Below are 26,507 nucleotides of genomic sequence, written 5' to 3'. Positions count from 1 at the left end.
GCGTTACAAACATTCTTTTTACGGTTTTCCTGCTACGCTTTTCTGTTGTACAAGGGAGCACGATCATGAAGAACAAAGAAGAACAAACAGGATTGGTTGGGCTGGCGATTGGGGCCGCCGTTATTGGGCTGGTTTCAGCACAGAAGCCGATCAACCGTGAAAGTATAGTTGATGAACTGGTCAGGCTCGGCCGACAGAAGGGAGATGGCGTTGAGGATGAGGTGTTCGTCAAAGCCGCTGAGCTGGTCAGAAAAGGAGTATAACGATGACTGACATTCGCCATGCACAGTGCCATTGTGGCGCGGTAACGTTTACTGTCGAACTTACTGACGGGTTAAATACAGCGCGTCGTTGTAGCTGTTCTTTTTGTCGGATGCGGGGAGCGGTCGTGGTCTCTGCGCCACTCTCAGGCATCACAGTGACGACAGGTGAGGATAAGCTCACTGAATACCGATTTAACACGGGTACGGCTCGCCATTTCTTCTGCTCGGTCTGTGGTATTTACACATTTCATCAGAGACGTTCTAACCCTGACCAGTATGGTGTGAACGTAGCCTGTTTTGAAAACGTCACTCCATTCGATTTCCCAGAAGTGGTCGTAATGGACGGGGTTAATCATCCCATGGATGGTGACAGCGGTGTTTTTGGCTACCTCTCTTTTCGTAAAAAAGAAGCCGATCAGGTGTAACTGATGCCATCGCTACTCGTAGTGGCTGTTTTGAGCCCGCAGAAACCTGCGGGCTCGTAGGATCAGAACTGGTAAACCAGGCCTAATGCAACAACATCGTCAGTGCTGATGCCGTTATTTTTGTAGAAGCTGTCGTCTTCGTCCAGCAGGTTGATTTTATAATCAACATAGGTGGACATGTTTTTATTGAAATAGTAGGTGGCACCTACGTCAGCATATTTAACCAGGTCCTGATCGCCCTGACCGTTGCCCAGATCTTTACCTTTGGACTGCAGGTAAGAAATCGCCGGACGCAGACCAAAGTCGAACTGATATTGAGCGGTGACTTCAAAGTTCTGCGTTTTGTTAGCCACATTACCTTCGTTATCACCGTATGGTGTCATATTGCGGGTTTCGGAATACATTGCCGCCAGGTAGATATTGTTGGCGTCGTATTTCAGGCCAGCAGTCCATGCATCCGCTTTATCGCCGCCCGCGGTAGTACGTGTCACCTGATCGTTGGTACGGTCAGAAGAGGCGTAAGCCGCGCCTGCACTGATGCCCATGCCGAAATCATAAGTGGTAGAAATACCGAAACCGTCGCCGTTCTCATGGCGCGTATCACGACCGTTGTTGGTCCCTTCCTGATTGTTATTGCCGGATTCGTTTTTGCCCTGATACTGCAGCGCAAAGTTCAGACCCTGCACCAGGCCGTAAAAGTCGGTATTACGGTAGGTTGCCACGCCGTTTGCACGGCCGGTCATAAAGTTATCGGCGTTGGTGTATGAGTCGCCACCGAATTCTGGCAGCATATCTGTCCAGCCTTCCACGTCGTACAGCACACCGTAGTTACGACCATAATCGAATGAACCGTAATCACCTACTTTCACACCCGCGAAAGCCAGACGCGTCCAGGACTGGTTATCAGACCCTTCGGTGTTGTTAGCCTGAACGTTGTATTCCCACTGTGCGTAACCGGTCATCAGGTTGTTGATTTGGGTTTCACCTTTGAAGCCCAAACGCATATAGGTTTGATCGCCATCTTTTGATGCATCGTCAGAGAAGTAGTGGAGACCATCTACTTTTCCGTACAGATCTAATTTGTTGCCGTCTTTATTATAAATTTCTGCTGCATGTGTTGCGCCAGCCATTAACAGCGCAGGAATCATGAGGGCCAGTACTTTTCTTTGCATAGTGATATCCCTTTGCAATCATTTTTATTTAATTACTAGATGAACTTTCCGCACTGGAAAGATGTCTCATGCTAAATCACTCCTAATGAGGAGTCGTAATTATATTTGTTACGTTTTAAGTAAATTCTCAACTAAATAATACCGCTGAAATGTTGATAGATTTCATGAATGTATTAAGCGAAAGCATACAAAACTAAAATTATTAATTGTGCGGGAAAAAAGGTAAGATCACCGTCGTTATATGCCTTTAAGATTTCTTCATCCATAATTGATGTGAATATTATTTAGTTATCTAAATAGTATTTTGTGATTATCTGGATTAGCCCGGTGTGAATACATCGGGCTTTTTTTATGGCAAAAAAATGCCCGGACGAGCCGGGCAGGTAGACTTATTCGCTGGTCGATTTATCCGCTTTCCCGGCCATCTGTGCCAGGAAGTCATAGCGTTTTTGCAGATCCGCGGCGGCATCTTTCCAGAGCTGTTCTGCCACTTCAGGCTGTTGCGCGTTGAGGCGGCGGAAGCGCTGCTCCTGCATAAGCGTCTCGGCAAGGGCATCAGATGGCGGACGTGAATCCAGCGCCAGCGGCAGTTTGCCTTCATCCGCACGGCGTGGGTCGAACCGGTACAGCGGCCAGAAGCCGGTTGCTGTTAGCTGACGCATCTGATCGTGGCTGAGAGCCAGATCGTAGCCGTGCTCTTCGCATGGGCTGTAGGCAATGATCAGCGATGGGCCAGGGTAGGCTTCCGCTTCCTGAATCGCTTTCACGGTCTGATTAAGCTGCGCACCCAGTGAAATCTGCGCGACGTAAACGTGGCCGTACATCATCATGCTGACGCCGAGATCTTTACGCGCTTTGCGTTTACCGTGCTCACCAAATTTGGTGACGGCCCCTAGCGGTGTCGCTTTAGACGCCTGACCGCCCGTGTTGGAATAACACTGCGTATCCAGCACCAGAATATTAACGTTTTCGGTCAGGCTGAGGACATGATCAAGCCCGCCGAAACCAATATCGTAGGCCCAGCCGTCGCCGCCAATCAGCCAGATAGATTTCTCAACCAGCGCATCGGCATCCGTCAACAACTGTTCCGCACCCTCAACGTCCTGCAGCGCATTGCGCAGTTCAGCCACCTGCTCGCGCCGCACGTCCGGCGTGGCTTCCGAGTGAAGCGCATCATTTAAGGCCGCCGGGATTTTATCGGCAAACTGCTCCAGCAGACGCATTACGCGAGTGCGGTGCTGGTCGACGGTCAGACGGAAGCCAAGACCAAACTCGGCGTTATCTTCAAACAGCGAGTTCGCCCACGCCGGGCCGCGACCGTTAGCATCGGTAGTGTAGGGTGTGGAAGGGAGGTTACCACCGTAAATAGACGAGCAGCCGGTGGCGTTGGCGATCAGCATTCGGTCGCCGTAAAGCTGCGTAAGCAGTTTGATATACGGTGTTTCTCCGCAGCCAGAGCAGGCACCCGAGTATTCGAACAGCGGGGTAATCAGCTGCGAGGTGCGAATATCGATACGTTCCAGCTTGCTACGATCGATTTCCGGCAGGTTCAGGAAGAAGTCATAATTCACTTTCTCCTCTTCAACATGTTCCAGGCGCGACATCATATTGATGGCTTTGATGTCCGGGTTTTGACGATCTTTCGCCGGGCACACTTCGACGCAGAGGTTACAGCCGGTACAGTCTTCAGGGGCGACCTGCAGAACGTATTTCTGTCCGCGCATGTCGCGGGATTTTACGTCCAGCGAGTGCAGGCTGGCCGGTGCGGTTTCCATCTCTTCTGGTGAAACCACCTTGGCACGAATGGCCGAGTGCGGGCAGGCCGCCACGCAGTGGTTGCACTGGGTACACAGCTCTTCTTTCCAGATGGGGATCGCTTCGGCGATGTTGCGTTTTTCCCAACGGGTGGTGCCCATTGGCCAGGTGCCATCTGGCGGTAGCGCCGAGACGGGCAGGGCATCGCCCAGGCCGGCCAGCATCGCCGCCGTGACGGTTTTCACGAAATCCGGCGCCGCGTCGGACACCACCGGAGGACGGTTCGGGCTGGCTGCGTTCACCTGCTGCAGCGGTACCTCAAACAGCGATTCGCGAGCCAGCGCCAGCGCCTGCCAGTTGCGCTCGACCAGCTCCTGACCTTTGCTGCTATAGCTTTTGGCAATCGCACCCTGCAGCTCCATCAGCGCACTGTCGCCCGGCAGGATGTTGGTCAGATGGAAGAAGGCCATCTGCATCACGGTATTGATACGCGCCGCCAGGCCGCATTCGCGGGCAATTTTCGCCGCGTTAATCACATAGAGGCGGGCTTTTTTCTGGTTCAGCACCGCCTGCACTTCCTGCGGCAGTCGCGCCCAGACCTCATCAGCGCTGTACGGGGTGTTAATCAGGAAAACACCTCCAGGTTTCAGGCGCTCCGCCATCTGGTATTTGTCGATAAACTGTAGCTGGTGGCAGCCCACAAAGTCTGCCTGAGAAATAAGATAAGCCGAGCGGATAGGCTGTTCGCTGACGCGCAGGTGGGAAACGGTCAGCCCACCCGCTTTTTTGGAGTCATAGACGAAATAGCCCTGGGCGTACCACGGCGTCGAATTGCCGATGATTTTGATGTTGTTTTTGGTCGCTGAGACGCTACCGTCGCTGCCCAGGCCATAGAACAGCGCTTCAAGTTTGGCGGTCGAGGGTAGGGTATTTTCCGGCAACGACAGGGACAGGTTGGTCACATCATCATAAATGCCGACGGTAAAGCGCGGTTTTGGCTTCGCTTCATTCAGTTCGTTAAAGACCGCCAGCACGCAGTCCGGGCCAAACTCTTTGGATGACAAGCCATAGCGCCCGCCAATGACGCGCGGCAGCATTTCGCGTTCGCCGCTGTTAAACGCTTCCGCCAGGGCCGTCATTACGTCCAGATAAAGCGGTTCCGCGTGCGCACCCGGCTCTTTGGTACGGTCAAGAACGGCAACGGATCGCGCGCTTTCCGGAAGCGCTGAGAGTAAATGTTTGGCTGAGAACGGACGGTAAAGCCGCACTTTCAGCACGCCGACCTTTTCGCCCCGGGTCAGCAGTTCATCCACCACTTCTTCACAGGTGCCGATGGCTGAGCCCATCAGCACGATCACGCGTTCCGCCTGCGGATGGCCATAATATTCGAACGGTTTGTACGCCCGTCCGGTGGCGGTGGCGAACGCATTCATCGCCTGTTCAACATGGTCGTAAACCGCGTCGTACCACGGGTTGGTCGCTTCGCGGGACTGGAAATAGGTATCCGGGTTTGCCGAGGTTCCGCGAATCACAGGGTGTTCCGGATTAAGGGCGCGAGCACGGTGCGCATCGATCTCAGCCTGTGGCAGAAGATTGAGGATCGTATCGTCAGCCAGCGGAACGATTTTGTTGATTTCGTGAGAAGTGCGGAACCCATCAAAGAAATGAATAAACGGCACGCGGCTTTTCAGCGTCGCGATATGCGAAATCAGCGCGAAGTCCTGTGCCTCCTGGACGCTGCTGGCGCACAGCATGGCGCAGCCCGTCTGACGGACCGCCATCACGTCGGAGTGATCGCCAAAGATGGAGAGGGCGTGGGTGGCGACCGTACGGGCGGCGACATGCAGCACAAACGGCGTCAACTGGCCGGCGAGTTTGTATAACGTCGGGATCATCAGCAGCAATCCCTGAGAGGAGGTAAACGACGTGGACAGGGCCCCCGTCTGAAGCGCACCGTGCACTGCGGCAATCGCGCCCGCTTCGGACTGCATTTCAACCACGCGAGGGACATCCCCCCAGACGTTTTTTACCCCGTTTCCTGCCCAGGCATCCGCCTGTTCAGCCATCGTGGAACTTGGCGTAATCGGGTAGATGGCGATAACTTCGCTGGTACGGAACGCAACTGACGCGACTGCACCATTACCGTCAATAGTTTGCATAAGACGACACCCTTACATTGCGCAAAAAAGAGGGGCCTGTATAACGGCAACAAGCCCTGATAATTATTCTTTTATTTTAGCAAAGCTCAGGTTTTGCGATTTTCGCTTTTGTGTCCTCGATATTCCCGGCATCAATGAGTAGATCAAACATTTGCTGAAAAAATTGCGAGAAATTGTTTCCGGAACGCATAAATACGCACATCCACTCTCGACGATGCGGCGCCGCGTGCCTATTATGCATAGGTTTGTCATTATTCATGGGGGAGAGAACATGCGTTCAGCGTTTTGGGTAGGGTGTGCCGCGTTATTGTTGTCGGCATGTAGTAGCGAACCTGTTCAGCAGGCAACGGCGGCGCACGTTACGCCGGGTATGAGAGCCGCGATGTCAAGCTCCGGCCAGGCCAACTGCGCGATGATTGGGGGTTCTTTATCGGTTGCTCGCCAGCTCGACGGGTCTGCGATTGGTATGTGCGCGTTGCCAAATGGCAAGCGCTGCAGTGAACAGTCGCTTGCCGTGGGATCCTGCGGTAACTACTGATTACTCAACACGTTTAAACATCAGCGTCTTTTCGGCAGTCGCCAGCGTCAACTGGTCTTCAGTCAGGTCGACCTGTGCACCCTTGCGCAGCATGTCGCCGATGGCCTGATCCAGTTCGTTAAGCTGTGGGTCCGTGCACAGTTTCCGGGTCATCGCCAGCGTTTTGACGGTGAGCGCGCCTTCGGACAATTTCCCCTGTCCGTTATAGCGGTTACACATCACGCCTGAGACAGTAATGTTTTTAATCAGGCTGATATCTGACAGCGCGCTAAAGCTGATTTCAGGCTGCGTTGCCGTTTTGGTGATGGCTTTGCCATCGACGTTTTCCAGCACAAAGCGGTGGTTTTGAAGCTGCTCCGGCTGAACGGACGCTTTACCCGGGTTAACGCAGCCCGCCAGGGCCAGGCTCAGAAAAGTTACTGCAACGAGCTTTTTCATTTTTCTTCTCTAAATATCAATGCTGTGAATCTATTCCAAGTGTAACCATACGCCCGCGTGAGTTAATGGGGTTTATCTGAAAGTGCGAGAAGAGGCCGGGCAACAGCGCGGTGCCCGGCACAAGGTGTTAGTGAGATTTGAATCCCGCCGCCGCCATCAACATGCGGAAGAACATACTTACGGCGGCCAGCGCCAGGACGCTACCGCCCCAGATAATGGCCAGCCACATCAGACGTTTCCAGACTGGTTGTTGCATCAATGATAACCCTCCCCATGCTGTACTTTTCCGCGAAATACGTAGTAACTCCAGAAGGTGTAGACCAGAATAACGGGAATGATCAACAGTGCGCCCACTAGCATAAAGCCCTGGCTTTGCGGTGGAGCAGCGGCCTGCCATAGGGTGATAGACGGCGGGATAATGTGCGGCCAGATGCTGATCCCAAGCCCGCTAAATCCGAGGAAAATCAACCCCAGCGTCAGGACAAACGGCAGGTTCTGGCTATCAGGATCCTTCAGGCTCCGCCACTGACACAGGCTCAGGATCGCCACCAGCACCGGAACGGGCAGCAGATAAAACAGATTCGGCAGCGTAAACCAGCGCGCGGCGATAGCCGGTTGCGCCAGAGGCGTCCAGATACTGATTGCCGCAATAAAGCCCAGAAGGACGATTAACAGCGTTTTTGAAACCTCACGCATCCGCTGCTGCAGGGCATTTTCGCTTTTCATTACCAGCCACGTTGAGCCTAACAGGGCATAGGCTACGACCAGACCCGCGCCACAGAACAGGTTAAAGGCAGTGAACCAGTCAAAGGGTCCGCCGCTGTACGCGCGTCCAGTAACGGAGAAACCGTTAATCACAGCGCCGACCGTCACGCCCTGGGTGAACGTTGCCAGAATCGAGCCGCCAATAAAGGCTTTATCCCAGAACGGACGGTGCGCCGGAGTGGCTTTGAAGCGAAACTCAAACGCCACGCCCCGGAAAATAAGTCCGATCAGCATTAATGTCAGCGGAATGGTCAGCGCGTCGATGATGACCGCGTATGCCAGCGGGAAGGCACCAAACAAGGCCGCGCCGCCAAGCACCAGCCAGGTTTCGTTCCCGTCCCACACCGGCGCAACGCTGTTGACCATCACATCGCGATCGTCGCCGTCTCGCGTCGCGGGGAACAGGATGCCCATTCCCAGATCAAATCCATCCATCACGATGTACATCAGCGTGGCGAATACGATGATCACAAACCAGATAAGGGAGAGATCGATTCCCATTATGGTTTCTCCTTACGTTCAGTGGTAACGGCGGAAAGGGGACGAGCAGGGCGACCATCGGATTCTGTCGCAAACGACTCATGAGGCTGAGGGCCTTTTTTGATCAGGCGCACCATATAGCTGTAGCCCACGCCAAACACCGAGGTGTAAACCACGAAGAAGGCCAGCAGGCTGACGCTCATATGCAGATCGCCGTGCGCGGAAACCGCGTCTTTCGTGCGCTGCAGTCCGTAGACCACCCACGGCTGGCGGCCCACTTCTGTGGTAACCCATCCGGCAAGAATGGCAATCAATCCTGAGGGGCCCATCAGCAGGGCAAACCACAGGAAAGGACGAGAGGTGTACAGCCGTTTTTTGTAGCGCAGCCAGACCGCCGCAACCCCCAGCAGCAGCATCAACATGCCCAGGCCTGCCATAATGCGGAACGACCAGAAGACGATGGTGGAGTTAGGTCGGTCTTCTTTCGGAAACTCCTTGAGCGCGGGAACCTGTTTTTCCAGGCTGTGGGTCAGGATCAGGCTACCCAGCGCCGGGATCTCCAGCCCAAAGCGGGTGCGCTCCTGCTCCATGTCTGGCCAACCGAACAGCAGCAGCGGCGTCGGTTCTCCCGGCGGGTTTTCCCAGTGGCCTTCAATGGCGGCAATTTTGGCGGGCTGGTACTTTAAGGTATTCAGCCCGTGCATATCACCCACCATCGCCTGGATGGGGGCCACGATCAGGGTCATCCATAGTGCCATAGAGAACATGGCGCGAATGGCAGGCGTACTGTTACCGCGTAGCAGGTGCCAGGCGGCAGAAGCACCCACAAACAGCGCGCTACTGAGGAAGGCGGCTATCGACATATGCAGCAGGCGGTAGGGGAATGAGGGGTTAAACACCACGGCGAACCAGTCCACCGGCACAACCTGGCCGTTGACGATCTCATAGCCCTGCGGGGTCTGCATCCAGCTGTTCGAAGAGAGGATCCAGAAGGTGGAGATAATGGTCCCCAGCGCCACCATACAGGTCGCAAAGAAGTGCAGACCCGGCCCGACTTTGTTCCAGCCAAACAGCATCACGCCAAGGAAACCGGCCTCAAGGAAGAAGGCAGTGAGCACTTCATAGGTCAGCAGCGGGCCGGTAATACTGCCCGCAAACTGTGAAAATCCACTCCAGTTAGTGCCAAACTGGTAGGCCATCACCAGCCCGGAGACCACGCCCATGCCAAAGTTGACGGCAAAAATCTTCGACCAGAAATGGTACAGCGAGCGCCAGACCGGATTTTTTGTTTTGAGCCACAGCCCTTCCAGCACGGCGAGATAGCTCGCCAGACCGATGGTGATGGCCGGGAAAATAATGTGAAAGGATACGGTGAAGGCAAACTGTATCCGCGCAAGGTGAAAAGCATCTAAACCAAACATGCAAAACTCCGCGATGTAATTATGTCGATGCCATTCTAAGCCGCGCCAGAGCTGGGTTGCAGAAACAGACGATGGTTATTTATCTATAACAGTTTTCTTGCCTACCTGTGCTATAGCTTTTGTTGGGTGGCAATATTTCCTTCCAGGAGAGGTTCATTTTCGTAATGCCCAGAGGTAAATCAACATGGCATTGAGCAAAAATGAAAAGATGAAAAGCAATAGTGTATAGCTATCACTCCATTCAAGTTCAGTTACAAAGCCAAAATGTCTGGTGTAGAGATGATAAAGCAATACATCAGGCATGAAGTAACATACAACGGAGTAAATAACAAACAGCATCAATGTTTCAATAACCCAGGTCAGGACATGTTTTTTTGCATTCATCAATATACCTGTATTGTTCCAAGTGCATCTAATCCAGAAGTAACTTTAAACGTGCCAGATGCGAGTAGACCATGCATCAGTATTCTGTAATGGGAGTGATTTGGTAGCGTAATACATCCATTACTAATTCCAGACTGTCCCGCAGGGTGTAACCGAAAAGAACCACGCTCAACGTTATTGATAAAAGTTCTGTCGTCAATGTGAGTATCGTGGCGGTAAAGAGCAAACCAAAAGTCACGGTTTGAACCGCTTTCTAACCCTTTGATTGCGTCATGCCAATGAGTACCAAACCCGCCTCGTGGACGTGTTACGATATAATAAAGCCCCGGGGGTAAGGGGCCCACCTCAGCAGTCGCAACGGCATCAGGGTTATTTCTGTTATTCCCCGAGTTTCCTGAATACGCGGGGAAAAAGCCTAAGCCAGGGCAGCTCAAAGTGGAAAGCTGATAGCCATTCAAATGAAAAGTACAACGAATCATCGGTCTTTCCACTCGTCAGAAAAAATAATATTACCGTCGCAGTGCTTCCAGGTTATTTTTTCGTAACGCAGTGCGACGCTTTCCAGATGGTTATGTTTCTCTGTTGCCGGGTTTTTAACGTCGTGCATGAGTGGACATATAGATACCACTTTGACATTCTCTAGCTGCATATTGAAGTATTCAACCTCCTGCCCGGAATCGCTGATTTTATACCACTTAAATTCCGCACTTTTCAGCGTCTGACCTTTTGCAACGGCTTTGTAGAGATAGGGGCTAGAACTGTCGAATTCCTTCTCAAAAACGAGGGCAGAATGAATACGGGTACCAGTAATTTTCCCCGTCATGTTATCTGTCGGAAGATGCAGTCCATGACCGAATCCCATCACCTCAATACTTCCTTCCCGATCTTGTACGTCAACAGCGCCTCTGATATCTGCGCCGCCATCATCTTTCAGTCAAAGGTATGCTGGAATGGCCATATCAAACTCCTTTTTTCATTAACAATTCGTGTTTAACGAATGTTAATACTCCCTGTGAGTGAAGGTTATTAGGCAAAAAGTGTCATGCAAAATATTTATATTTCATTGATTTATAAGTGTTTTGCTTGTGATTAACTGAACCTATAGTTAGTGCCAGCCTTAGTGTTTCTGAATAAAAACTGTATTTTTATGATTTTTACGCATAAAACCGCTTGCCTTGTCATCTGCGCCGTGCGTTAATGGTCTTCTGGTTTTGAGTCCAAATAAATATCTGACGTAGTTTTATAAAGCAGTTCTCATCACGTTGTGCCTCTCCGCAGCCTCTCTTGGGTCTTTATCTACTTTCCGATTCGTTTTGTTTAAAACCATTATTGCCCAATCGGCCCATTAGTAATTTACGTTTTACGTTTCAGGAGAATCCTATGACTTCTTATATTCATTTTCGCTGCCCATGCTGTCATGGCTCGCAGTACCGTACCTCAGTCTTTGACATGTCTGAGAAAAACCCACTCGGCGCGAAATGCATCTTTTGCAAATCGTCGATGATTACGCTCGATCACCTGGCCGCTGCGCGTCAGGCGCAAAGCCACATTACCGAGTACCGTAAGTAATTCATTTCACGAACTATAACAGTTAGCTAAATCTTCTCTTTTTCTCCTGCTGATATACACTGTCGGTCATAAGGAGAATCTGATGAAAAAATACCAGCGTCTGGCGCAACAAATTATCTCGCAGATTGAGCTTGGCGTATGGCTGCCGGGCGATAAGCTGCCTTCGCTGCGAGAGCAGGTGGCGAGCAGCGGCATGAGTTTTATGACCGTTGGCCACGCGTATCAGATGCTGGAAAGCCAGGGGCGCATTGTCGCCAGACCGCAGTCGGGCTATTACGTTGCCTCGCGCCCGACCGCGCAACAGCCTGCTCCTCCGGCTCAGGTGATGCGCGATGAAGTGGTCGACATCAACACCTATATCTTCGACGTGCTGCAGGCTAGCCGCGATCCCTCCGTCGTGCCCTTTGCTTCCGCATTTCCCGATCCGCGCCTCTTTCCGCTTCAGCAGCTTAACCGCTCGCTGGCGAACGTGAGTAAAACCGCCACCGCGATGAGCGTGATCGAAAACCTGCCGCCGGGTAACGTCGATCTGCGCCACGCCATTGCCCGCCGCTACGCGCAGCAGGGGATGAATATCTCGCCTGAAGAGATTGTCATTACCGCAGGCGCGCTTGAGGCGCTGAATCTTAGTCTGCAGGCCGTCACCGAACCCGGCGACTGGGTGATCGTTGAAAACCCCTGTTTCTACGGTGCTCTCCAGGCGCTGGAACGCCTGAAGCTGAAGGCCCTGTCGATAGCGACCGACGTGCGCGAGGGGATCGACCTGAATGCCCTTGAACAGGCGCTGAATGATTATCCGGTAAAAGCCTGCTGGTTAATGACCAACAGTCAAAACCCGCTTGGTTTCACGCTGAGCGCGGAGAAAAAGGCGCAGCTGGTGGCGCTGCTAACGAAGCATAACGTCACGCTGATTGAGGACGATGTTTACAGCGAACTCTATTTTGGCCGTGAAAAACCGCTTCCAGCCAAGGCCTTTGACCGACAGGACATGACGCTGCACTGCTCCTCTTTTTCGAAATGTCTGGTGGCCGGTTTTCGCATCGGATGGGTGGCGGCGGGAAAACATGCTCGCCGCATTCAGCAGCTTCAGCTCATGAGCACCTTATCAACCAGCTCACCCATGCAGCTGGCGCTGGTGGATTATCTGGCGACCAAACGCTATGACGCCCATCTTCGCCGCCTGCGCCGCACGCTGGCCGAGCGCAAACAGCAGGGGTGGCAGTCGCTGTTACGCCATATGCCTGCTGGCGTCAAAATCCATCATAACGACAGCGGCTATTTTTTATGGCTGGAGCTTCCGGCGCAGCTGGATGCCGGGCTGCTGAGCGAGAAAGCGTTAGTCCACCACATCAGCATTGCGCCAGGTAAGATGTTTTCAACGTCAGACAGCTGGACGCCGTTTTTCCGGTTTAATACCTCCTGGGCGTGGGGTGAACGGGAAGAGCAGGCGGTTATTCAGTTGGGAAAATTAATTAGCGAGATGCTGGAATAAATCACGCGGTCGGCTTTTAAATAATCCTTCCTTATCTTTATGACGGCGCTGCGAATATCCCACAGCGCCGCATCATAGGAAATCTGCATACTCCCTTCCTCTGCTAACTCCTTGTCTATAATCCAGTTAACGGGGAATGCGCCCTCGGTCACACCTTGATGAAATTTCCTTTAGCCGTACGGTGCGGCGCATTTGCGCGGTCTACGTTTAATTCAGGAGATATTTTTACGGCAAGGCTGCCGCTAAATTTCATTGCGACTGGAGTAAATCTAATGAGCAAAAATTTTGCCCGCAGCAGCCTGTATGCGCTTGGCATGACCATCATGACCGCGCAAGCCGCCGAACCGCCCAAGGCCATCGGCGACGGGGAAGGACGTCTGGATATCATTGCCTGGCCGGGGTACATCGAACGCGGTCAGACGGATAAAAATTATGACTGGGTGACTCAGTTTGAGAAAGAGACCGGGTGTACCGTCAACGTCAAAACGGCGGCCACATCCGATGAGATGGTCAGCCTGATGGCGAAAGGGGGATATGACCTGGTCACCGCGTCCGGCGATGCGTCCCTTCGCCTGATCATGGGTAAACGCGTTCAGCCGATTAACCCCGAGCTTATCCCCAACTGGAAAACTCTCGACGCGCGGATTGTGAAAGGGGAATGGTTTAACGTCGGGGGGAAAGTCTACGGCACCCCGTACCAGTGGGGGCCAAACCTGCTGATGTACAACACCAAAACCTTCCCGACGCCACCGGACAGCTGGAGCGTGGTATTCACCAAACAGAATTTACCTGACGGTAAAACCAACCAGGGACGCGTGCAGGCCTACGACGGCCCGATTTACATCGCCGATGCCGCGCTGTTCGTCAAAGCCACTCAGCCGCAGCTGGGTATTAAAGACCCGTACCAGCTCACCGAAGAACAGTATGCCGCCGTGCTTAAGGTGCTTCGCGACCAGCACGCGCTGATCCACCGCTACTGGCATGACACCACCGTCCAGATGAGCGACTTTAAAAATGAAGGCGTGGTGGCCTCCAGCGCCTGGCCGTATCAGGCGAATGCCCTGAAGGCCGAGAACCAGCCCGTTGCCACTGTCTTCCCGAAAGAAGGGGTAACCGGCTGGGCGGACACCACCATGCTGCACGCGCAGGCAAAACACCCAATGTGCGCCTACAAATGGATGAACTGGTCGCTGACGCCAAAAGTGCAGGGGGATCTGGCGGCCTGGTTTGGCTCGCTGCCGGTGGTAGCGGAAGGCTGCAAGGCCAGCACGCTGCTGGGTGATAAAGGCTGCGAAACAAACGGTTATAACGAGTTCGAAAAAATCATGTTCTGGAAAACGCCGATCGCGGAAGGGGGGAAATTTGTCCCTTATAGCCGCTGGACGCAGGATTACATTGCCATCATGGGCGGTCGTTGAACGCCCGGGAGCAGAACATGACGTACGCAGTAGAGTTTAATGATGTCTCCCGTCTGTACGGCGACGTGCGAGCGGTGGATGGGGTGACAATTGGCATTCGTGACGGGGAGTTTTTCTCCATGCTGGGGCCTTCGGGCTCCGGCAAAACGACCTGCCTGCGCCTGATTGCCGGTTTTGAACAGCTGAGTGGCGGCGCGATAAAAATCTTCGGTAAAGAAGCCAGCGAATTGCCTCCCTGGGAGCGCGACGTCAACACCGTATTTCAGGACTACGCGCTCTTTCCGCACATGTCGATCCTCGACAATGTGGCGTACGGGCTGATGGTTAAAGGTGTCGACAAGAAAAAACGCTACGCGCTGGCCGGTCAGGCGCTGGAGAAGGTCGGCCTGAGCTTTGCCGTCGCGCGTAAGCCTTCGCAGCTCTCCGGCGGCCAGCGTCAGCGCGTGGCCATTGCCCGCGCGCTGGTCAACGAACCCCGCGTGCTGCTGCTGGACGAACCGCTCGGCGCGCTCGATCTCAAGCTGCGCGAGCAAATGCAGTTCGAGCTGAAAAAGCTTCAACAGGAGCTGGGCATTACCTTTATTTTCGTCACCCACGACCAGGGAGAAGCGCTGTCCATGTCGGATCGGGTGGCCGTCTTCAACAACGGGCGTATCGAGCAGGTTGATACCCCGCGCGAACTTTACATGCGTCCTCGCACGCCGTTTGTCGCCAGCTTTGTCGGCACCTCTAATGTTTTTGATACCGCGTTGGCCCGCCAGGTCTGTGGGATGGAGGGGATGTATTCGCTGCGCCCGGAACATATTCGTCTCAATGAAGGCGGAGACGTTCAGGTGCAGGGCGTGGTACAGGCGGTACAGTATCAGGGCGCGGCCACGCGTTTTGAACTGCGTCTTGCCGACGGTGCGAAACTGCTGGTCAGCCAGGCGAACCTTACCGGAGGCGCGATCCCGGCGGGAGTTGCGCCCGGACAGCAGGTGCTGGCCTCGTGGTCACGCGAGGCCATGGTGTTGCTTCATGAGGAGAGGTGAAATGGACATGAGCGTTTCACCCACGCCCGCGCCGCACGGTAGGTTAAGCCGTATTACCGCCTTGTTCTGGCGTAAACCCTCGCTCGGCCTGTTCCTGCTCCTGCTCGCGCCGCTGATGTGGTTTGGCATCGTCTATTTGGGTTCGCTTCTGACGCTGCTGTGGCAGGGTTTCTATACGTTCGACGACTTCACCATGTCGGTGACGGCCGATCTCACCTTCGCGAACATTCAGGCACTTTTTAACCCGGCGAACTACGACATCATCTTGCGCACGCTGGTGATGGCTCTTGCGGTCACTGTCGCCAGCGCGATCCTCGCGTTTCCGATGGCGTGGTATATGGCGCGTTATACCCGTGGTAAGTGGAAAGCTTTTTTCTACATCGCGGTGATGCTGCCCATGTGGGCGAGTTATATCGTTAAGGCTTACGCCTGGACGCTGCTGCTGGCGAAAGATGGGGTGGCACAGTGGTTTCTCAGCCATTTGGGACTTGAGCCGCTCCTGATTTCTCTGCTTACGCTTCCGGCGATTGGCGGTAACACGCTGTCGACATCAGGGCTGGGGCGCTTTCTGGTCTTCGTCTATATCTGGCTGCCGTTTATGATCCTGCCCGTGCAGGCGGCGCTGGAGAGGTTGCCCGCTTCTCTACTCCAGGCGTCTGCCGATCTGGGGGCGCGTCCGCGCCAAACCTTCCGCTACGTAGTACTGCCGCTGGCTATTCCGGGTATTGCGGCAGGATCAATATTTACCTTCTCGCTGACGCTCGGCGATTTTATCGTGCCGCAGCTGGTAGGGCCGCCGGGATATTTCATCGGTAACATGGTCTACGCCCAGCAGGGGGCCATCGGGAATATGCCCATGGCTGCCGCGTTCACGCTGGTTCCGATTGTGTTGATCTCGCTTTATCTGGCGTTCGTGAAACGCCTGGGAGCATTCGATGCACTCTGATCGCGCACCGTTGTTCCTGAAAGTGGCCGCGTGGGGTGGGGTCATCTTCCTTCACTTCCCGCTGCTGATTATCGCGATCTATGCGTTCAATACGGAAGACGCGGCCTTCAGCTTCCCGCCGCAGGGGCTAACGATCAAGTGGTTCAGCGTGGCGGCAGGGCGTGGGGATATTCTCGAATCCGTGACGTTGTCACTTAAGATCGCCAGCTTATCAACCGCCATTGCACTCGTGCTTGGCACGCTTGCTGCAGCGGCACTGTGGCGCAGCGACTTCTTTGGTAAAAACGCGATCTCTCTGCTGCTGCTGTTGCCGATTGCCCTGCCGGGGATTATCACCGGCCTGGCGCTGCTGACGGCATTCAAAACCATCAACCTTGAGCCGGGATTTTTCACCATCGTTGTAGGACACGCCACCTTCTGCGTGGTGGTAGTTTTCAACAACGTGATTGCCCGGTTCCGGCGCACCTCCTGGAGCCTGGTGGAAGCGTCGATGGATTTAGGTGCAGACGGCTGGCAAACCTTCCGCTATGTGGTGCTGCCTAACCTGGGCTCGGCGCTGCTGGCCGGAGGGATGCTGGCGTTTGCGCTGTCGTTTGACGAAATTATCGTGACGACATTTACGGCGGGACACGAGCGCACGTTACCGCTGTGGTTGCTCAACCAGCTTGGTCGTCCACGGGACGTACCGGTCACCAACGTTGTTGCACTGCTGGTGATGCTGGTGACAACCATCCCCATTCTGGGAGCCTGGTGGCTAACCCGCGACGGCGAAAACGATGCCGAAAGCGGGAAATAACATTGATTTCAACAGGATAATGCTATGCAAAAACTACTGCTGATTAATGGTGAACTGGTGGCCGGTGAAGGGGAAACGCAGCCTGTTTATAACCCTGCCACCGGCGACGTACTGCTGGACATTGCTGAAGCGTCAGCGGCGCAGGTCGATGCGGCCGTTCAGGCTGCGGATAGCGCGTTTATGGAGTGGGGGCAAACGACGCCTAAAACCCGCGCCGAGTGTTTGCTGAAGCTGGCTGATGCCATTGAAGCGCATGCTGAAGAGTTCGCCCGGCTCGAATCCCTTAACTGCGGAAAGCCTCTGCACTGCGCGCTGGGGGACGAAATCCCGGCGGTGGTCGACGTGTTTCGCTTCTTTGCGGGCGCGGCGCGCTGCCTGAACGGACTGGCCGCGGGCGAGTATCTTGAAGGGCATACGTCGATGATCCGCCGCGATCCGGTCGGCGTCGTTGCGTCCATTGCGCCGTGGAACTACCCGCTGATGATGGCTGCCTGGAAGCTGGCCCCCGCGCTGGCGGCAGGCAACTGCGTGGTGATCAAACCTTCTGAAATCACCCCGTTGACGGCCTTAAAGCTGGCCGAGTTGGCGAGAGACATCTTCCCAGCAGGCGTGCTTAACGTTCTCTTTGGTCGCGGTAAAACCGTCGGCGACCCGCTCACCGGACATGAAAAAGTGCGCATGGTCTCACTCACAGGGTCGATTGCCACGGGCGAGCATATTATCAGCCACACGGCGCCCTCAATAAAACGCACCCATATGGAGCTGGGCGGCAAAGCGCCGGTGATTGTTTTCGACGATGCCGATCTGGATGCCGTGGTGGAAGGGGTTCGCACGTTCGGTTTTTACAACGCCGGACAAGACTGCACGGCCGCCTGCCGTATCTATGCCCAGAAGGGCATTTACGCCGCGCTGGTTGAGAAGCTGGGGGCCGCCGTCGCCAGCCTGAAAATGGGGGCACCGGAGGACGAGTCGACAGAACTTGGCCCACTCAGCTCTGCCGCACATTTGTCACGCGTGTGCAGCGCGGTTGACGAGGCAAAAGCGCAGAGCCATATCCGCGTGGTAACCGGCGGGAGTAAACACGAGGGGGCGGGCTACTACTTCCAGCCAACCCTGCTGGCCGGGGCGAAGCAAGAAGATGCCATTGTTCAACGCGAGGTGTTTGGTCCGGTCGTCAGCGTGACGGAATTTGACGACGAAGCACAGGTACTAGCCTGGGCGAACGATTCGCAATATGGCCTGGCGTCGTCGGTCTGGACCAAAGACGTGGGCCGCGCCCATCGCCTGAGCGCGCGCCTGCAGTACGGCTGCACCTGGGTGAATACCCATTTTATGCTGGTGAGCGAAATGCCGCACGGCGGCATGAAATTATCCGGCTACGGCAAAGATATGTCGGTCTACGGGCTTGAGGATTATACGGTCGTGCGGCATGTGATGATCAAACACTAAGCCCATCCGGCCTGGTCGCTTGCGCGGCCAGGCGTTCTCCGCGCTCGCCATGGGTGTTACGTAAAATACTCAATTGTTATTATCCATAATTTTTAAGTGGTTATTCTGTAACGAAAAAACTTGATCTGCATCAACATATGACGCATATTGCGTGCGGTTATTTTTTCGGCTCCGGTATACAGAATGACGTTGTATCAAAAGATGTTGGTTTTTTACGCAGTCATGGCTGCCATCTGCGCATTAATTACCTGGTTCCTCTCCAAAGACCGCAAACGTATCCGCCTGCTCAGTGCTTTTCTGGTGGGGTCCACCTGGCCAATGAGTTTTCCCGTTGCGCTGCTGATCTCGCTTTTCTGAAGCACGTTTCCATTTTTAAAAGATGAATATGGCATTCCAGATACGATAACTGTATAAATAAACAGTTCATCGTAAAAGGAGTGCTTATGAACAGCTTTTACTCGCAGCAGGCCGGTTGCACCGTGCGCTGGCATGACTTGCCCGGCACCGACGATCCCGTGGTGTTCATTCACGGGCTGGGCTGCGCCTCATCCTATGAATATCCCCGTGTCGTTCATGACCCGCTGTTTGGCGCACGCAGAGCGATTCTCATCGATTTGCCCGGCAGCGGCTACAGCGATAAGCCTGAGCACTACAGCTATAAAACTACCGACCAGGCGCACGTTGTGGCGGAACTGATTGACCACCTGAAACTGGATTCCTTCTGGTTATATGGCCACAGCATGGGGGGCAGCATTGCTATTGAAACGGCGGGGCTGCTGGCGGGGCGCGTGAAGGGACTGATGGTCTCAGAACCCAACTTTCATGCGGGCGGGGGGATGTTCAGCCGGTCAATTGCCGCACAAACCGAACAACAGTTTCTGACGCAGGGTTATGACGCCATGCTGAACGCGGAAACGACGGCGTGGGCGGGGTGCCTGAAAAGCAATGCCCCTTATGCCGTCTGGCGGGGTGCGTCGAGCCTTGTTCACGGTGTTGAACCTGACTGGGCAACACAATTCCTGTCGCTTGCCTGTCCGGTTACCTTGATTTTCGGCGAGCTGTCTCTGCCTGATGAAGATGTTAATGCGCTTTCTCAGAAAGGCGTTGAGGTGAAAATCATCCCCGCTGCGGGGCACTCAATGTCCTGGGAAAATCCCTCTGCGCTGGCGCAGACGCTAGCCGGGTGTATGACGGAGTAATGAGCGCGGCGCGACGCTTGCACGGGCCTACTACAGTGAAGAATGTAGGCCGGGTAAGCGCAGCGCCACCCGGCAAGAAAGGCGGCTACATTGTTAATCAGCGTTCAGCGCAATAATGCGTATAAGGCCTGACGCGCGCCAGGCTGGACATCATGCGGATGCTGGTAATCAATGTTCTCTATCGCACGGCTATAGAGCGCGACCAGCCAGTCGTACACATATGCCGTTGCGGCATGAACGGGTTGCTCGCCCAGACGCGCCAGACGCGGGGTTGCACTGCTCACAACGGGCGTAACAAAGATTGCCTGACCTTTACGGATGCGGCTTGCAGGACGCTCAGACACCGGCACGCTGTCGTAACCCAGCCAGCCAATGAAATTACCCATCACCGCATGCAGTTGCGCAGCGCTGCTTTTATCCGTCTCAACGATCCGCTGCAACTGCTGAGGTAAATCCAGACGGTAACTGGCGACGACGAGCACATCGGCAACCTGCTGTAAAACCGCCGGTTCAAGGCCTAACCGGGCGGCGGCGGCATCGTTGCGGCTCCATTGACGCAGATGGTTGATCCACACCTTGTGTGCGAGGCGTGCTTTATCTTTGGTCTGAACGGTGCCGGTGCTTTCCTGCGTATTTTCCGCGAACAGGTCAATAACGTCGGTGAACAACCCGTTGACCTGCTCCTCGCGCGGCTGCTGGACTGCCAGGAGCGTTTCAAAGGCTTTGAGCGGCGGTAACAGCCCTTCAAGCAGTTCACCGTGGCGTGCGGCGCTGCTTTGCAGCATTCTCACCATATTTTCGGCCTGTGAACGTCTTCCTCCTGCATCCTGAGCGACGGGGGCAAGGTAAGGGTGCATAAGCGCCGCCAGATCCTGCTGTAAAAGCGTTTTTAGCTTAGTGAGCCGCTTGTGACGCTGTGACGGCAGCGTGGCCTGAGAAAGCCACTCAATCATGCGCTGCATGCTGTGGCTGTCCAGCGCCTGCAGCGTGCCCCAGCGCAGTCCCGGCTGGCCCAGCAGGTGCTGGACGGCTTCGTCCAGATTCTGTTTCGTGGTAAAACGCGCGTCGTGCGGCGTAATTGCCCACACGAGACCGGGGAGAGCGGATTCTTCCGCTGGCTGCGTCTCTTTGACCCAGTTCTGAAGGGTTCGCGCTGTTTTTGCCGTCTGCTGATGATGCGCGGTGGCGTTACAGATGACCAGAACATCGGGCTGCAGCTGCTGGCGATAATGCTCCAGCAGCCACAGGCATTTGGCCTGCGTCATCAACGAAGCGCCGTCGTCAGACAGCGCAGGAATATCAATAATATCAACATTATCAATTACGCATCCCTCTACCGGCAGCACCAGCTCACGGGTAAGGAAGGCGAGGATATCAACGGGAATGCTAATGGCATTTAGCATGTCACCGTCGCTGATCGGGTGCAGCAGCGCGTCCTGCGCCTCAGGCGCGGTCAGCGCCCCGTGCGTCAGGAAACCTTCACTCGGTAGACCAAAGTTATCCACCAGCAGGCTAAGGGGGGTCGCAAGCAGCGTGGCGTGGCTGGTTTGATGCAGAACGTGGGCGAGCTTAAGCCACTGTTGGGTTAACTCCTGTTGTTCCCCCCACAGCAGAGACCAGACGCTGGCGCGGGTGCTGAGATCGAGCGACGGGATCAGCAGTGCAAACTGGTGCCACAGGGCATCGTCCATGTGCTGTTTCCCGCCGGGAACGGTGCTCTGCCAGAAACGGGCGATTGCACCCACCTCCTGCGCGGTGATCCCCGGAACGCCCTGCGGTTGACGCAAGGCGCGCCACTTCTCCAGCCGCGTTTCAATCACGGCTTTATCCACCGGGCGGATCTGCGGGTGCAGGGTGGTGCGAGCAATAAACAGCTGGACCAGTTCGGCTTCGGTCACCAGTCGCAGACGCAGCGGAAACGCCTCATCGGCAATATCCCCCTGTTCGCGGGTGAAGCGAATGGCCATATTCGTCGCCGCATGGCCGGGATTGATATGTGAAAAATAGTCGAACGTGCGCTGGCCGGGTGACACGTTCAGCCGACCGTTGCCGCTGCCGCACAGTGACGAAAGTAAATGCGATTTCGCCGCCTGAGAATGGCCGTACAGCCCGATGCTGCTCTGGCTCTGGAGCGCACGGTCAATGGCCTGCTCACGCGCCTGGGCAGACGTGACCCGTGCCAGCAGGGCATCAGCATCGTTATCCAGCATGGGAGCGTGCAGGCGCGTGTCGTTAATCCACCCGATTAAGGCCTGAGTGGTGGCAGTCGTCGCAGTCATTTCAGGTATACGCTCCCGCTGTCAATCCAGTAGTGGCTGCCGCTATGACGGCGATCGGCCAGGGTATTCAGTTTAAAGGTCAATGCATCCGGGGGAACCGGCGTGCCGTCCTGCAGCCAGGCGTCGCTGAGCTCGAAGGACTCCGGCCCTTCATGCTTGCTGCCGCCGCGCAGCTTCAGGCGCACGTTCAGCACGCCGTCGCCCGCAATGGCTTTTGCCAGCTCAGCAGAGTTTATGCTCAGGGTATACAGCGGCGTCGCTGGCCAGCGGGCGTTCGCAAGCTGACGGAAACCGAGCGTGACGTTCCCGCGTAGCGGGAAATGGAGCCTGGCATCCAGTTTCGCGCCCGGCTTATCGAGATCGATATCCTGGTACCAGACGTTCTCTTCGCGCAGGGTATTGATGGTGTTGTCCAGCACGCCCAGGTAGCGAACCGTCGAGTACGCGCCAATATCGGCTGCCTTAAAGTTAAAGCGCGGCAGGCGAAGATCCAGCGCCAGGCTGCACAGCATCGCGCCGACGGCGGCGGTAGATTTCGGATTGCCGATACGCCCCTGCTGGCTGAAGGGATACCATTCATGCACCTGATACTTATCCAGCCAGACGATGCGGTTGACCGGCACCGGCTGCAGGTGGCGAATGAGCGCCTGGACACCCGGCAGGCAGCCCGGGCGGCCCGTGATCAGCAAAATATCGCAGCTGTAATGGGAAATGGCCTCGCATACCGCATGAAGGGGAGACGCCAGCGTGAACTGTCCGGCCAGCATCGCATCCTGCATCTCGCGGAAATTAACGTGCAGCGGAACGGCAAAGAGATCGAACGCTTCAGACCCCGCGGGCAGCGCATGGTCGATCGCCTGCTGCAGATAGTTCAGGACGTTGCGCGTCGGTTTTTGCACAAGGAGATCGCCGAAGGTGGCATGCAGCCCGGCCAGCGGATCGTCAATGTCGCTGGATTCCCACGCGGCGAGGATCGCATGACCAATCGGCATAAACAGCTGAAGCGCCGTTTGCTGGCGCAGCACGGCCTGCGTGTCAATGCGTCCTGAATCGCCAAACAGTGACGCCATCAGGAGGGAAGCGTCCGCAATCCCGGATTTCTGCAGCTGGGTTTGCAGCGCAGGCAGCACATAGCGCTGGATCACGTCCAGCAGCGTATCGTCTCCGGCGACCTTAAACCCTTCGCGGAACAGCAGCTGCGGAGTAATTTTGACGTTGTTACCGGAACCGTCGTCTAGCTGATAGTGCGTAATTGCCATATCCGTCGTGCCGCCGCCAATATCAATGGAGGCCACGCGCAGCGAACGCCCGGGTTGAACGCCCGGTTCAGGCTCGCGGTCCGGACGGGCGAGGGAGGCGAAGAACGCTTCCGTCTGGCCGCCGAAATGGGAGATGGCTTCGTTATACAGCCAGACCAACTGGCCGCAGCTGGCTTCGTCCCATTCCATCTGAATTTCAGGTACCGGCACCACGCTTTTTTCTTGCTGTTTGCGGCTGGCAAAATCTTCATCCTGCGGGTGCCAGCCCATCGCTTTCCAGACGATAGCAATGGCTTCAAACATACGGCGACGGAAGATCTCACGCTCCTGTTTCGGCATGGCCGAGGGCAGGGTAAGAATGAGCGTGCGCAGCTGACGCGGCGACGCCGGGAAGCCCAGGCGCAGGCGCGTGGCGACGCTGTTGATCTGCCCCAGCGCCTGTGCCAGCAGCTCGCAGAGCATATGGGTCATTAACGTGCTGCGGCTGTACTGCGGGGAAAATACCGGCAGACGTTCATCCTGAGGCAGGGTGAAGAGCGGCTCACCGTCATCGTTCATCAGGTTCATCAGCGGGAACGCGGTCGCCAGCGGTTCACGCTGGGTTTTGCTGTTCATTTGACTGAAGCGCCAGTCCTGAACCACCGGAGTTTCGTCCCACAGGTAGCGACGCGGGCTGGAGATGCCGCTGTTGCCTTCGGTCCCCAGACGCTGCATTGCCAGCTTGCGCGCTTCGTCTCCCACGCGCACGATTGACGGCCAGACGAAGGCATCTTCACGGCCGCTTTCCACGGAGAAGTGCTGCTTGCCGAAACGCGCTTCGGAGAACTCCAGGCGGCTGGTGAAGAGCGGTTCATTCAGGAACTGCGGCTCGCTTAGCGAGCGAACCTGCAGCTCGGCGGTCTGGCGTAGCCCGTCGTTCGCATCGCCATGATCTTCAATTATGACGCCGCAGGTGTGGGTGTTGCCGACGTCGAGGATCAGGTCGACCGGAATGGCAGGGGTGCTGAGCGTGTGGGTGACAAATTTTACCTCAGGCACGCTCAGCTGCTCGCCGAGCATCGACAGGAGGTTCAGCCAGTGCGCCTGATATTCAAAGCTGCGCATTGCCTGGTGCAGTTCGCGTTCAGAGCGTTTTTCAACGCCGTCAGCAAACTGGGTAAAGGCTTCGCGCAGCCAGCCGTCAATCCAGGTCTGATCGAGGAAGTTCTCCACTTCCTCATCGCGCCAGGCAAGGGCGAAACGGGTGCCGTTCAGAATATCGTTTTCGACAGGCGACAGCGCGGAAGTGGCGTGTTCTGCAATCTGGCTGTCGAGCGCGAGGGTCACGCGATGCGTATTGCCTGCCGCATCCGGGGTATCCAGCTTACGCACCTGCACGCGAGCCCAGTTGTCCGGGCCATCAACGAAGGTGCGCGGAGGATTAAAGCGCAGGAACGGCAGCGGGAGCCAGACGCCGTCCAGTACCGTCAGAGACTGATGCAACGGAATGGTGCTTTCCGGTTTCACCACCTCCGGCTGGCTGCCGCCGGTCGCCGGGAGCGTATAACGGCCATTCACCAGGTCGAAATCAAGGCGCAGCAGCGGGCCATTTGCCGTTTTACGCACGAAACGGCCGTTGCTGGCGGTGTCCTGCGGGGTCAGGCCAAAATCAAGAAACTGTACGCCGCTGTTAGCAATGAGCGTGACGCTCTGTTTATAGTCGCAAAGGGTTACCAGCATAGGATCACGCACCCGCTTTCTTGAACGTCAAAGGAACGACGGTGTTGGCATCATAACGTGCGCTACACTCCGCCACATCGCTGGTGCCTGCTTTGCAGGCGACTTCAGGCATGGGATAGCGTGAGCCGTCCGTGCAGCGGGCGTTGCCGCGCGTTTTAATCAGCAACTCACCGTTGCTGTGCAGCCCGGAGAACACTTCGACGCGGCAAACGATGTTGTCGCCGTGAACCACGCGCGCGGTGCCTTTATTATTTTGTATTTGGTAGCGCAGCGACGGCGGCTTGCCGGTGACCGGATCTTTCACGTCGAGAAGGGCGCGCCAGGTCCCGTTCAGGAACCGCGTAGAGCCTGCTTTGACCTGATTTGCCTCCATCACCATGGCATCTTTCGGGATCGCGGCAATCACGACAGGCTCCGGTTTCGGTGCGGGCGCTTGTACCTTCGGCTCCAGCACTTCGGCCTGGTGCAGAGGCAGGTTCATGGCAAGCGGTTCCACCGGCTTAATGGGGTTTGGCGCAATGGCGACAGGCGCTGCCGGGACGACGACAGGTTCAGCAGAGGGGGCCTGTTTTGGCCAGAGTAATGGGGTCGCTATTGCCGCAACAATCACTGCCGCGACGGGCAATGACCACAGGGGAACGCGGCGTTTCTTCGGCACGATTTCAGGCGCGGGTTCTTCTGCTACAGGCGGCACGATCGCGCGAGGCGGTTCTGGCTCGTACAGCGCCTCCTCGGTGATGCGCACGCTGGTCGCAGGCGTAACGAGCGGCTCATCGGCTTGTTCAAAGGTAATCACCGGCGTCGGCTCGGGCTCAGGCTCGGGATCGTGAATGACAACGGGCGCGGGCTCCGGGATCAGCGATTCCCTCAGACAATCAAGCACGTCATCACGGGCGTTCTCGTTAAGGTTCACAAAGCCCCAGAAGCACAGCACCGGTTTACCATCGACCAGATAGAGGAAGTTTTCGCCGGGGAACTGGAAGGTTTTTGACAGCAGGGAACCAAACAGCTGTTGCGCGGTTTTCGGTGACTGCAGACACTTTTTGCTCAGCGATTCTACGCTGGCCAGGGTGTTCTCCAGGTAGCGCAGGGCGCGATAGCGCTCATCTTCCTCTGCGGCTTTCCAGCTGGATACCGTTCCGTCAACGGGGGAATACCAGTCAACGCGGTCGCCGCCGTCGTTCACCTGAGGAATGGCCAGGCAGTCAACAATAGCCTGCTGTTTGCGCAGCCGAAGCGCTTCACGGATTTGCAACGCTGATTCAAAAACGGCCTGTCCGCCGCCGCCAACGGCCTGAAAATCATCCAGATTACCGCTGCGTAAAAGTGTTTTTGCCACGATTTGGTCCCATAGACTACTTCACACCGTTACTTTAACGAAACCGGGACGCAAGCAAACGGCTGAGGAGACGCCAAAAGGGCCGATTTCTTACCGCATTGATCGCGACGGTTGTGCTTGACGAATAATGACACTTAAGGCAAATCGCTTTTTTTCTTGACTGGAAAAGCAGCAATAAACTCTGCTTTAGAATAACCTGATAGTGTTTCGT

At 55.6% G+C, this 26,507-nt stretch carries 23 protein-coding genes; 12 read left to right on the top strand and 11 right to left on the bottom strand.

All coding sequences use genetic code 11. The annotated features are described in order from the left end of the window. Positions 1-65 precede the first annotated feature (65 nt). Both K5E19_RS04590 and K5E19_RS04585 read left to right on the top strand, forming a co-directional pair. Positions 66-263 (top strand): hypothetical protein, encoded by a 198-nt coding sequence (locus K5E19_RS04590; RefSeq protein WP_126546453.1) that lies wholly within the window; start codon positions 66-68, stop codon positions 261-263. Between the two features lie 2 nt (positions 264-265). After that, entirely contained in the window at positions 266-688 is a 423-nt protein-coding gene (locus K5E19_RS04585) for a GFA family protein (RefSeq protein ID WP_221550190.1), read from the top strand. 62 nt (positions 689-750) lie between these two features. Here the strand turns inward: K5E19_RS04585 and ompC are convergent, their stop codons facing one another. Beyond that, positions 751-1,860: a porin OmpC gene (gene ompC, locus K5E19_RS04580; RefSeq protein ID WP_221550189.1), complete on the bottom strand. Its 1,110-nt coding sequence runs from the start codon at positions 1,858-1,860 to the stop codon at positions 751-753. 389 nt (positions 1,861-2,249) lie between these two features. Further along, a complete protein-coding gene (gene nifJ, locus K5E19_RS04575) occupies positions 2,250-5,774 on the bottom strand; it encodes a pyruvate:ferredoxin (flavodoxin) oxidoreductase (protein ID WP_221550188.1) in 3,525 nt (1,174 codons plus the stop codon). Between the two features lie 271 nt (positions 5,775-6,045). On the opposite strand from nifJ, the gene K5E19_RS04570 reads away from it, so the two are divergent. Then, positions 6,046-6,312 carry a DUF333 domain-containing protein gene (locus tag K5E19_RS04570; protein WP_010431552.1) on the top strand — a complete coding sequence of 89 codons (267 nt, stop codon included), beginning with the start codon at positions 6,046-6,048 and terminating at the stop codon, positions 6,310-6,312. On the opposite strand, the gene hslJ is transcribed toward K5E19_RS04570, so the two are convergent. The 6 genes from hslJ to tssD all read right to left on the bottom strand — a co-directional run bounded on the left by hslJ (position 6,313) and on the right by tssD (position 10,734). Then, positions 6,313-6,750: a heat shock protein HslJ gene (gene hslJ / locus K5E19_RS04565; protein WP_211445494.1), complete on the bottom strand. Its 438-nt coding sequence runs from the start codon at positions 6,748-6,750 to the stop codon at positions 6,313-6,315. A 127-nt stretch (positions 6,751-6,877) separates the two neighbouring features. Further along, a complete protein-coding gene (locus tag K5E19_RS04560) occupies positions 6,878-7,006 on the bottom strand; it encodes a DUF2474 domain-containing protein (protein WP_042713512.1) in 129 nt (42 codons plus the stop codon). Continuing rightward, positions 7,006-8,016, bottom strand: coding sequence for a cytochrome d ubiquinol oxidase subunit II (gene cydB, locus K5E19_RS04555; RefSeq protein ID WP_221550187.1), 1,011 nt, complete (start codon positions 8,014-8,016; stop codon positions 7,006-7,008). The genes K5E19_RS04560 and cydB overlap by 1 nt, the downstream gene beginning before the upstream one ends. Further along, entirely contained in the window at positions 8,016-9,416 is a 1,401-nt protein-coding gene (locus K5E19_RS04550) for a cytochrome ubiquinol oxidase subunit I (RefSeq protein WP_221550186.1), read from the bottom strand. The genes cydB and K5E19_RS04550 overlap by 1 nt, the downstream gene beginning before the upstream one ends. A 383-nt stretch (positions 9,417-9,799) precedes the next feature. Then, a complete protein-coding gene (locus tag K5E19_RS04545) occupies positions 9,800-10,279 on the bottom strand; it encodes a DUF2778 domain-containing protein (protein ID WP_221550185.1) in 480 nt (159 codons plus the stop codon). After that, positions 10,276-10,734: a type VI secretion system tube protein TssD gene (tssD, locus tag K5E19_RS04540; RefSeq protein WP_260411671.1), complete on the bottom strand. Its 459-nt coding sequence runs from the start codon at positions 10,732-10,734 to the stop codon at positions 10,276-10,278. The genes K5E19_RS04545 and tssD overlap by 4 nt, the downstream gene beginning before the upstream one ends. A gap of 446 nt (positions 10,735-11,180) precedes the next feature. Between tssD and K5E19_RS04535 the strand changes: the two genes are divergently transcribed. From K5E19_RS04535 to K5E19_RS04495, 9 genes are all read left to right on the top strand, one after another. Next, positions 11,181-11,369, top strand: coding sequence for a hypothetical protein (locus K5E19_RS04535; protein WP_023311998.1), 189 nt, complete (start codon positions 11,181-11,183; stop codon positions 11,367-11,369). 82 nt (positions 11,370-11,451) lie between these two features. Then, entirely contained in the window at positions 11,452-12,861 is a 1,410-nt protein-coding gene (locus tag K5E19_RS04530) for a PLP-dependent aminotransferase family protein (protein WP_221550184.1), read from the top strand. A 272-nt stretch (positions 12,862-13,133) separates the two neighbouring features. Then, positions 13,134-14,279 (top strand): putative ABC transporter substrate-binding protein YdcS, encoded by a 1,146-nt coding sequence (gene ydcS / locus K5E19_RS04525; RefSeq protein WP_221550183.1) that lies wholly within the window; start codon positions 13,134-13,136, stop codon positions 14,277-14,279. 17 nt (positions 14,280-14,296) lie between these two features. Further along, the gene (locus K5E19_RS04520; RefSeq protein ID WP_221550182.1) at positions 14,297-15,310 is read left to right on the top strand and encodes an ABC transporter ATP-binding protein; all 1,014 of its coding nucleotides are present in this window, start codon (positions 14,297-14,299) and stop codon (positions 15,308-15,310) included. A 7-nt stretch (positions 15,311-15,317) separates the two neighbouring features. Next, complete coding sequence (locus K5E19_RS04515) at positions 15,318-16,256, top strand: ABC transporter permease (RefSeq protein ID WP_409334596.1); 939 nt, start codon at positions 15,318-15,320, stop codon at positions 16,254-16,256. Beyond that, a complete protein-coding gene (locus K5E19_RS04510) occupies positions 16,246-17,052 on the top strand; it encodes an ABC transporter permease (protein ID WP_221550180.1) in 807 nt (268 codons plus the stop codon). Before K5E19_RS04515 ends, K5E19_RS04510 begins: the two co-directional genes overlap by 11 nt. A 24-nt stretch (positions 17,053-17,076) precedes the next feature. Continuing rightward, on the top strand, positions 17,077-18,501 hold the full coding sequence (gene patD, locus K5E19_RS04505; RefSeq protein ID WP_221550179.1) for an aminobutyraldehyde dehydrogenase: 1,425 nt from the start codon (positions 17,077-17,079) through the stop codon (positions 18,499-18,501). Positions 18,502-18,684: 183 nt separating this feature from the next. Then, positions 18,685-18,858, top strand: a complete 174-nt coding sequence (locus K5E19_RS04500) for a GhoT/OrtT family toxin (protein WP_221550178.1) — start codon at positions 18,685-18,687, stop codon at positions 18,856-18,858. Between the two features lie 86 nt (positions 18,859-18,944). Next, a complete protein-coding gene (locus K5E19_RS04495; RefSeq protein ID WP_221550177.1) occupies positions 18,945-19,700 on the top strand; it encodes an alpha/beta fold hydrolase in 756 nt (251 codons plus the stop codon). A gap of 104 nt (positions 19,701-19,804) precedes the next feature. Here the strand turns inward: K5E19_RS04495 and K5E19_RS04490 are convergent, their stop codons facing one another. Genes K5E19_RS04490 through K5E19_RS04480 form a run of 3 tightly spaced genes read right to left on the bottom strand, consistent with a single transcriptional unit; the run spans position 19,805 to position 26,296 of the window. Continuing rightward, on the bottom strand, positions 19,805-21,979 hold the full coding sequence (locus K5E19_RS04490) for a virulence factor SrfC family protein (protein ID WP_221550176.1): 2,175 nt from the start codon (positions 21,977-21,979) through the stop codon (positions 19,805-19,807). Then, a complete protein-coding gene (locus tag K5E19_RS04485) occupies positions 21,976-24,957 on the bottom strand; it encodes a virulence factor SrfB (protein WP_221550175.1) in 2,982 nt (993 codons plus the stop codon). Before K5E19_RS04485 ends, K5E19_RS04490 begins: the two co-directional genes overlap by 4 nt. 4 nt (positions 24,958-24,961) lie before the next feature. Continuing rightward, positions 24,962-26,296, bottom strand: a complete 1,335-nt coding sequence (locus K5E19_RS04480) for an SrfA family protein (RefSeq protein ID WP_221550174.1) — start codon at positions 26,294-26,296, stop codon at positions 24,962-24,964. Positions 26,297-26,507: the final 211 nt, after the last annotated feature.

Source organism: Enterobacter sp. RIT637, from assembly GCF_019718755.1.
In the GTDB taxonomy this organism is placed as follows: domain Bacteria; phylum Pseudomonadota; class Gammaproteobacteria; order Enterobacterales; family Enterobacteriaceae; genus Enterobacter.
This window is presented reverse-complemented; position numbering and strand designations above follow the sequence as displayed.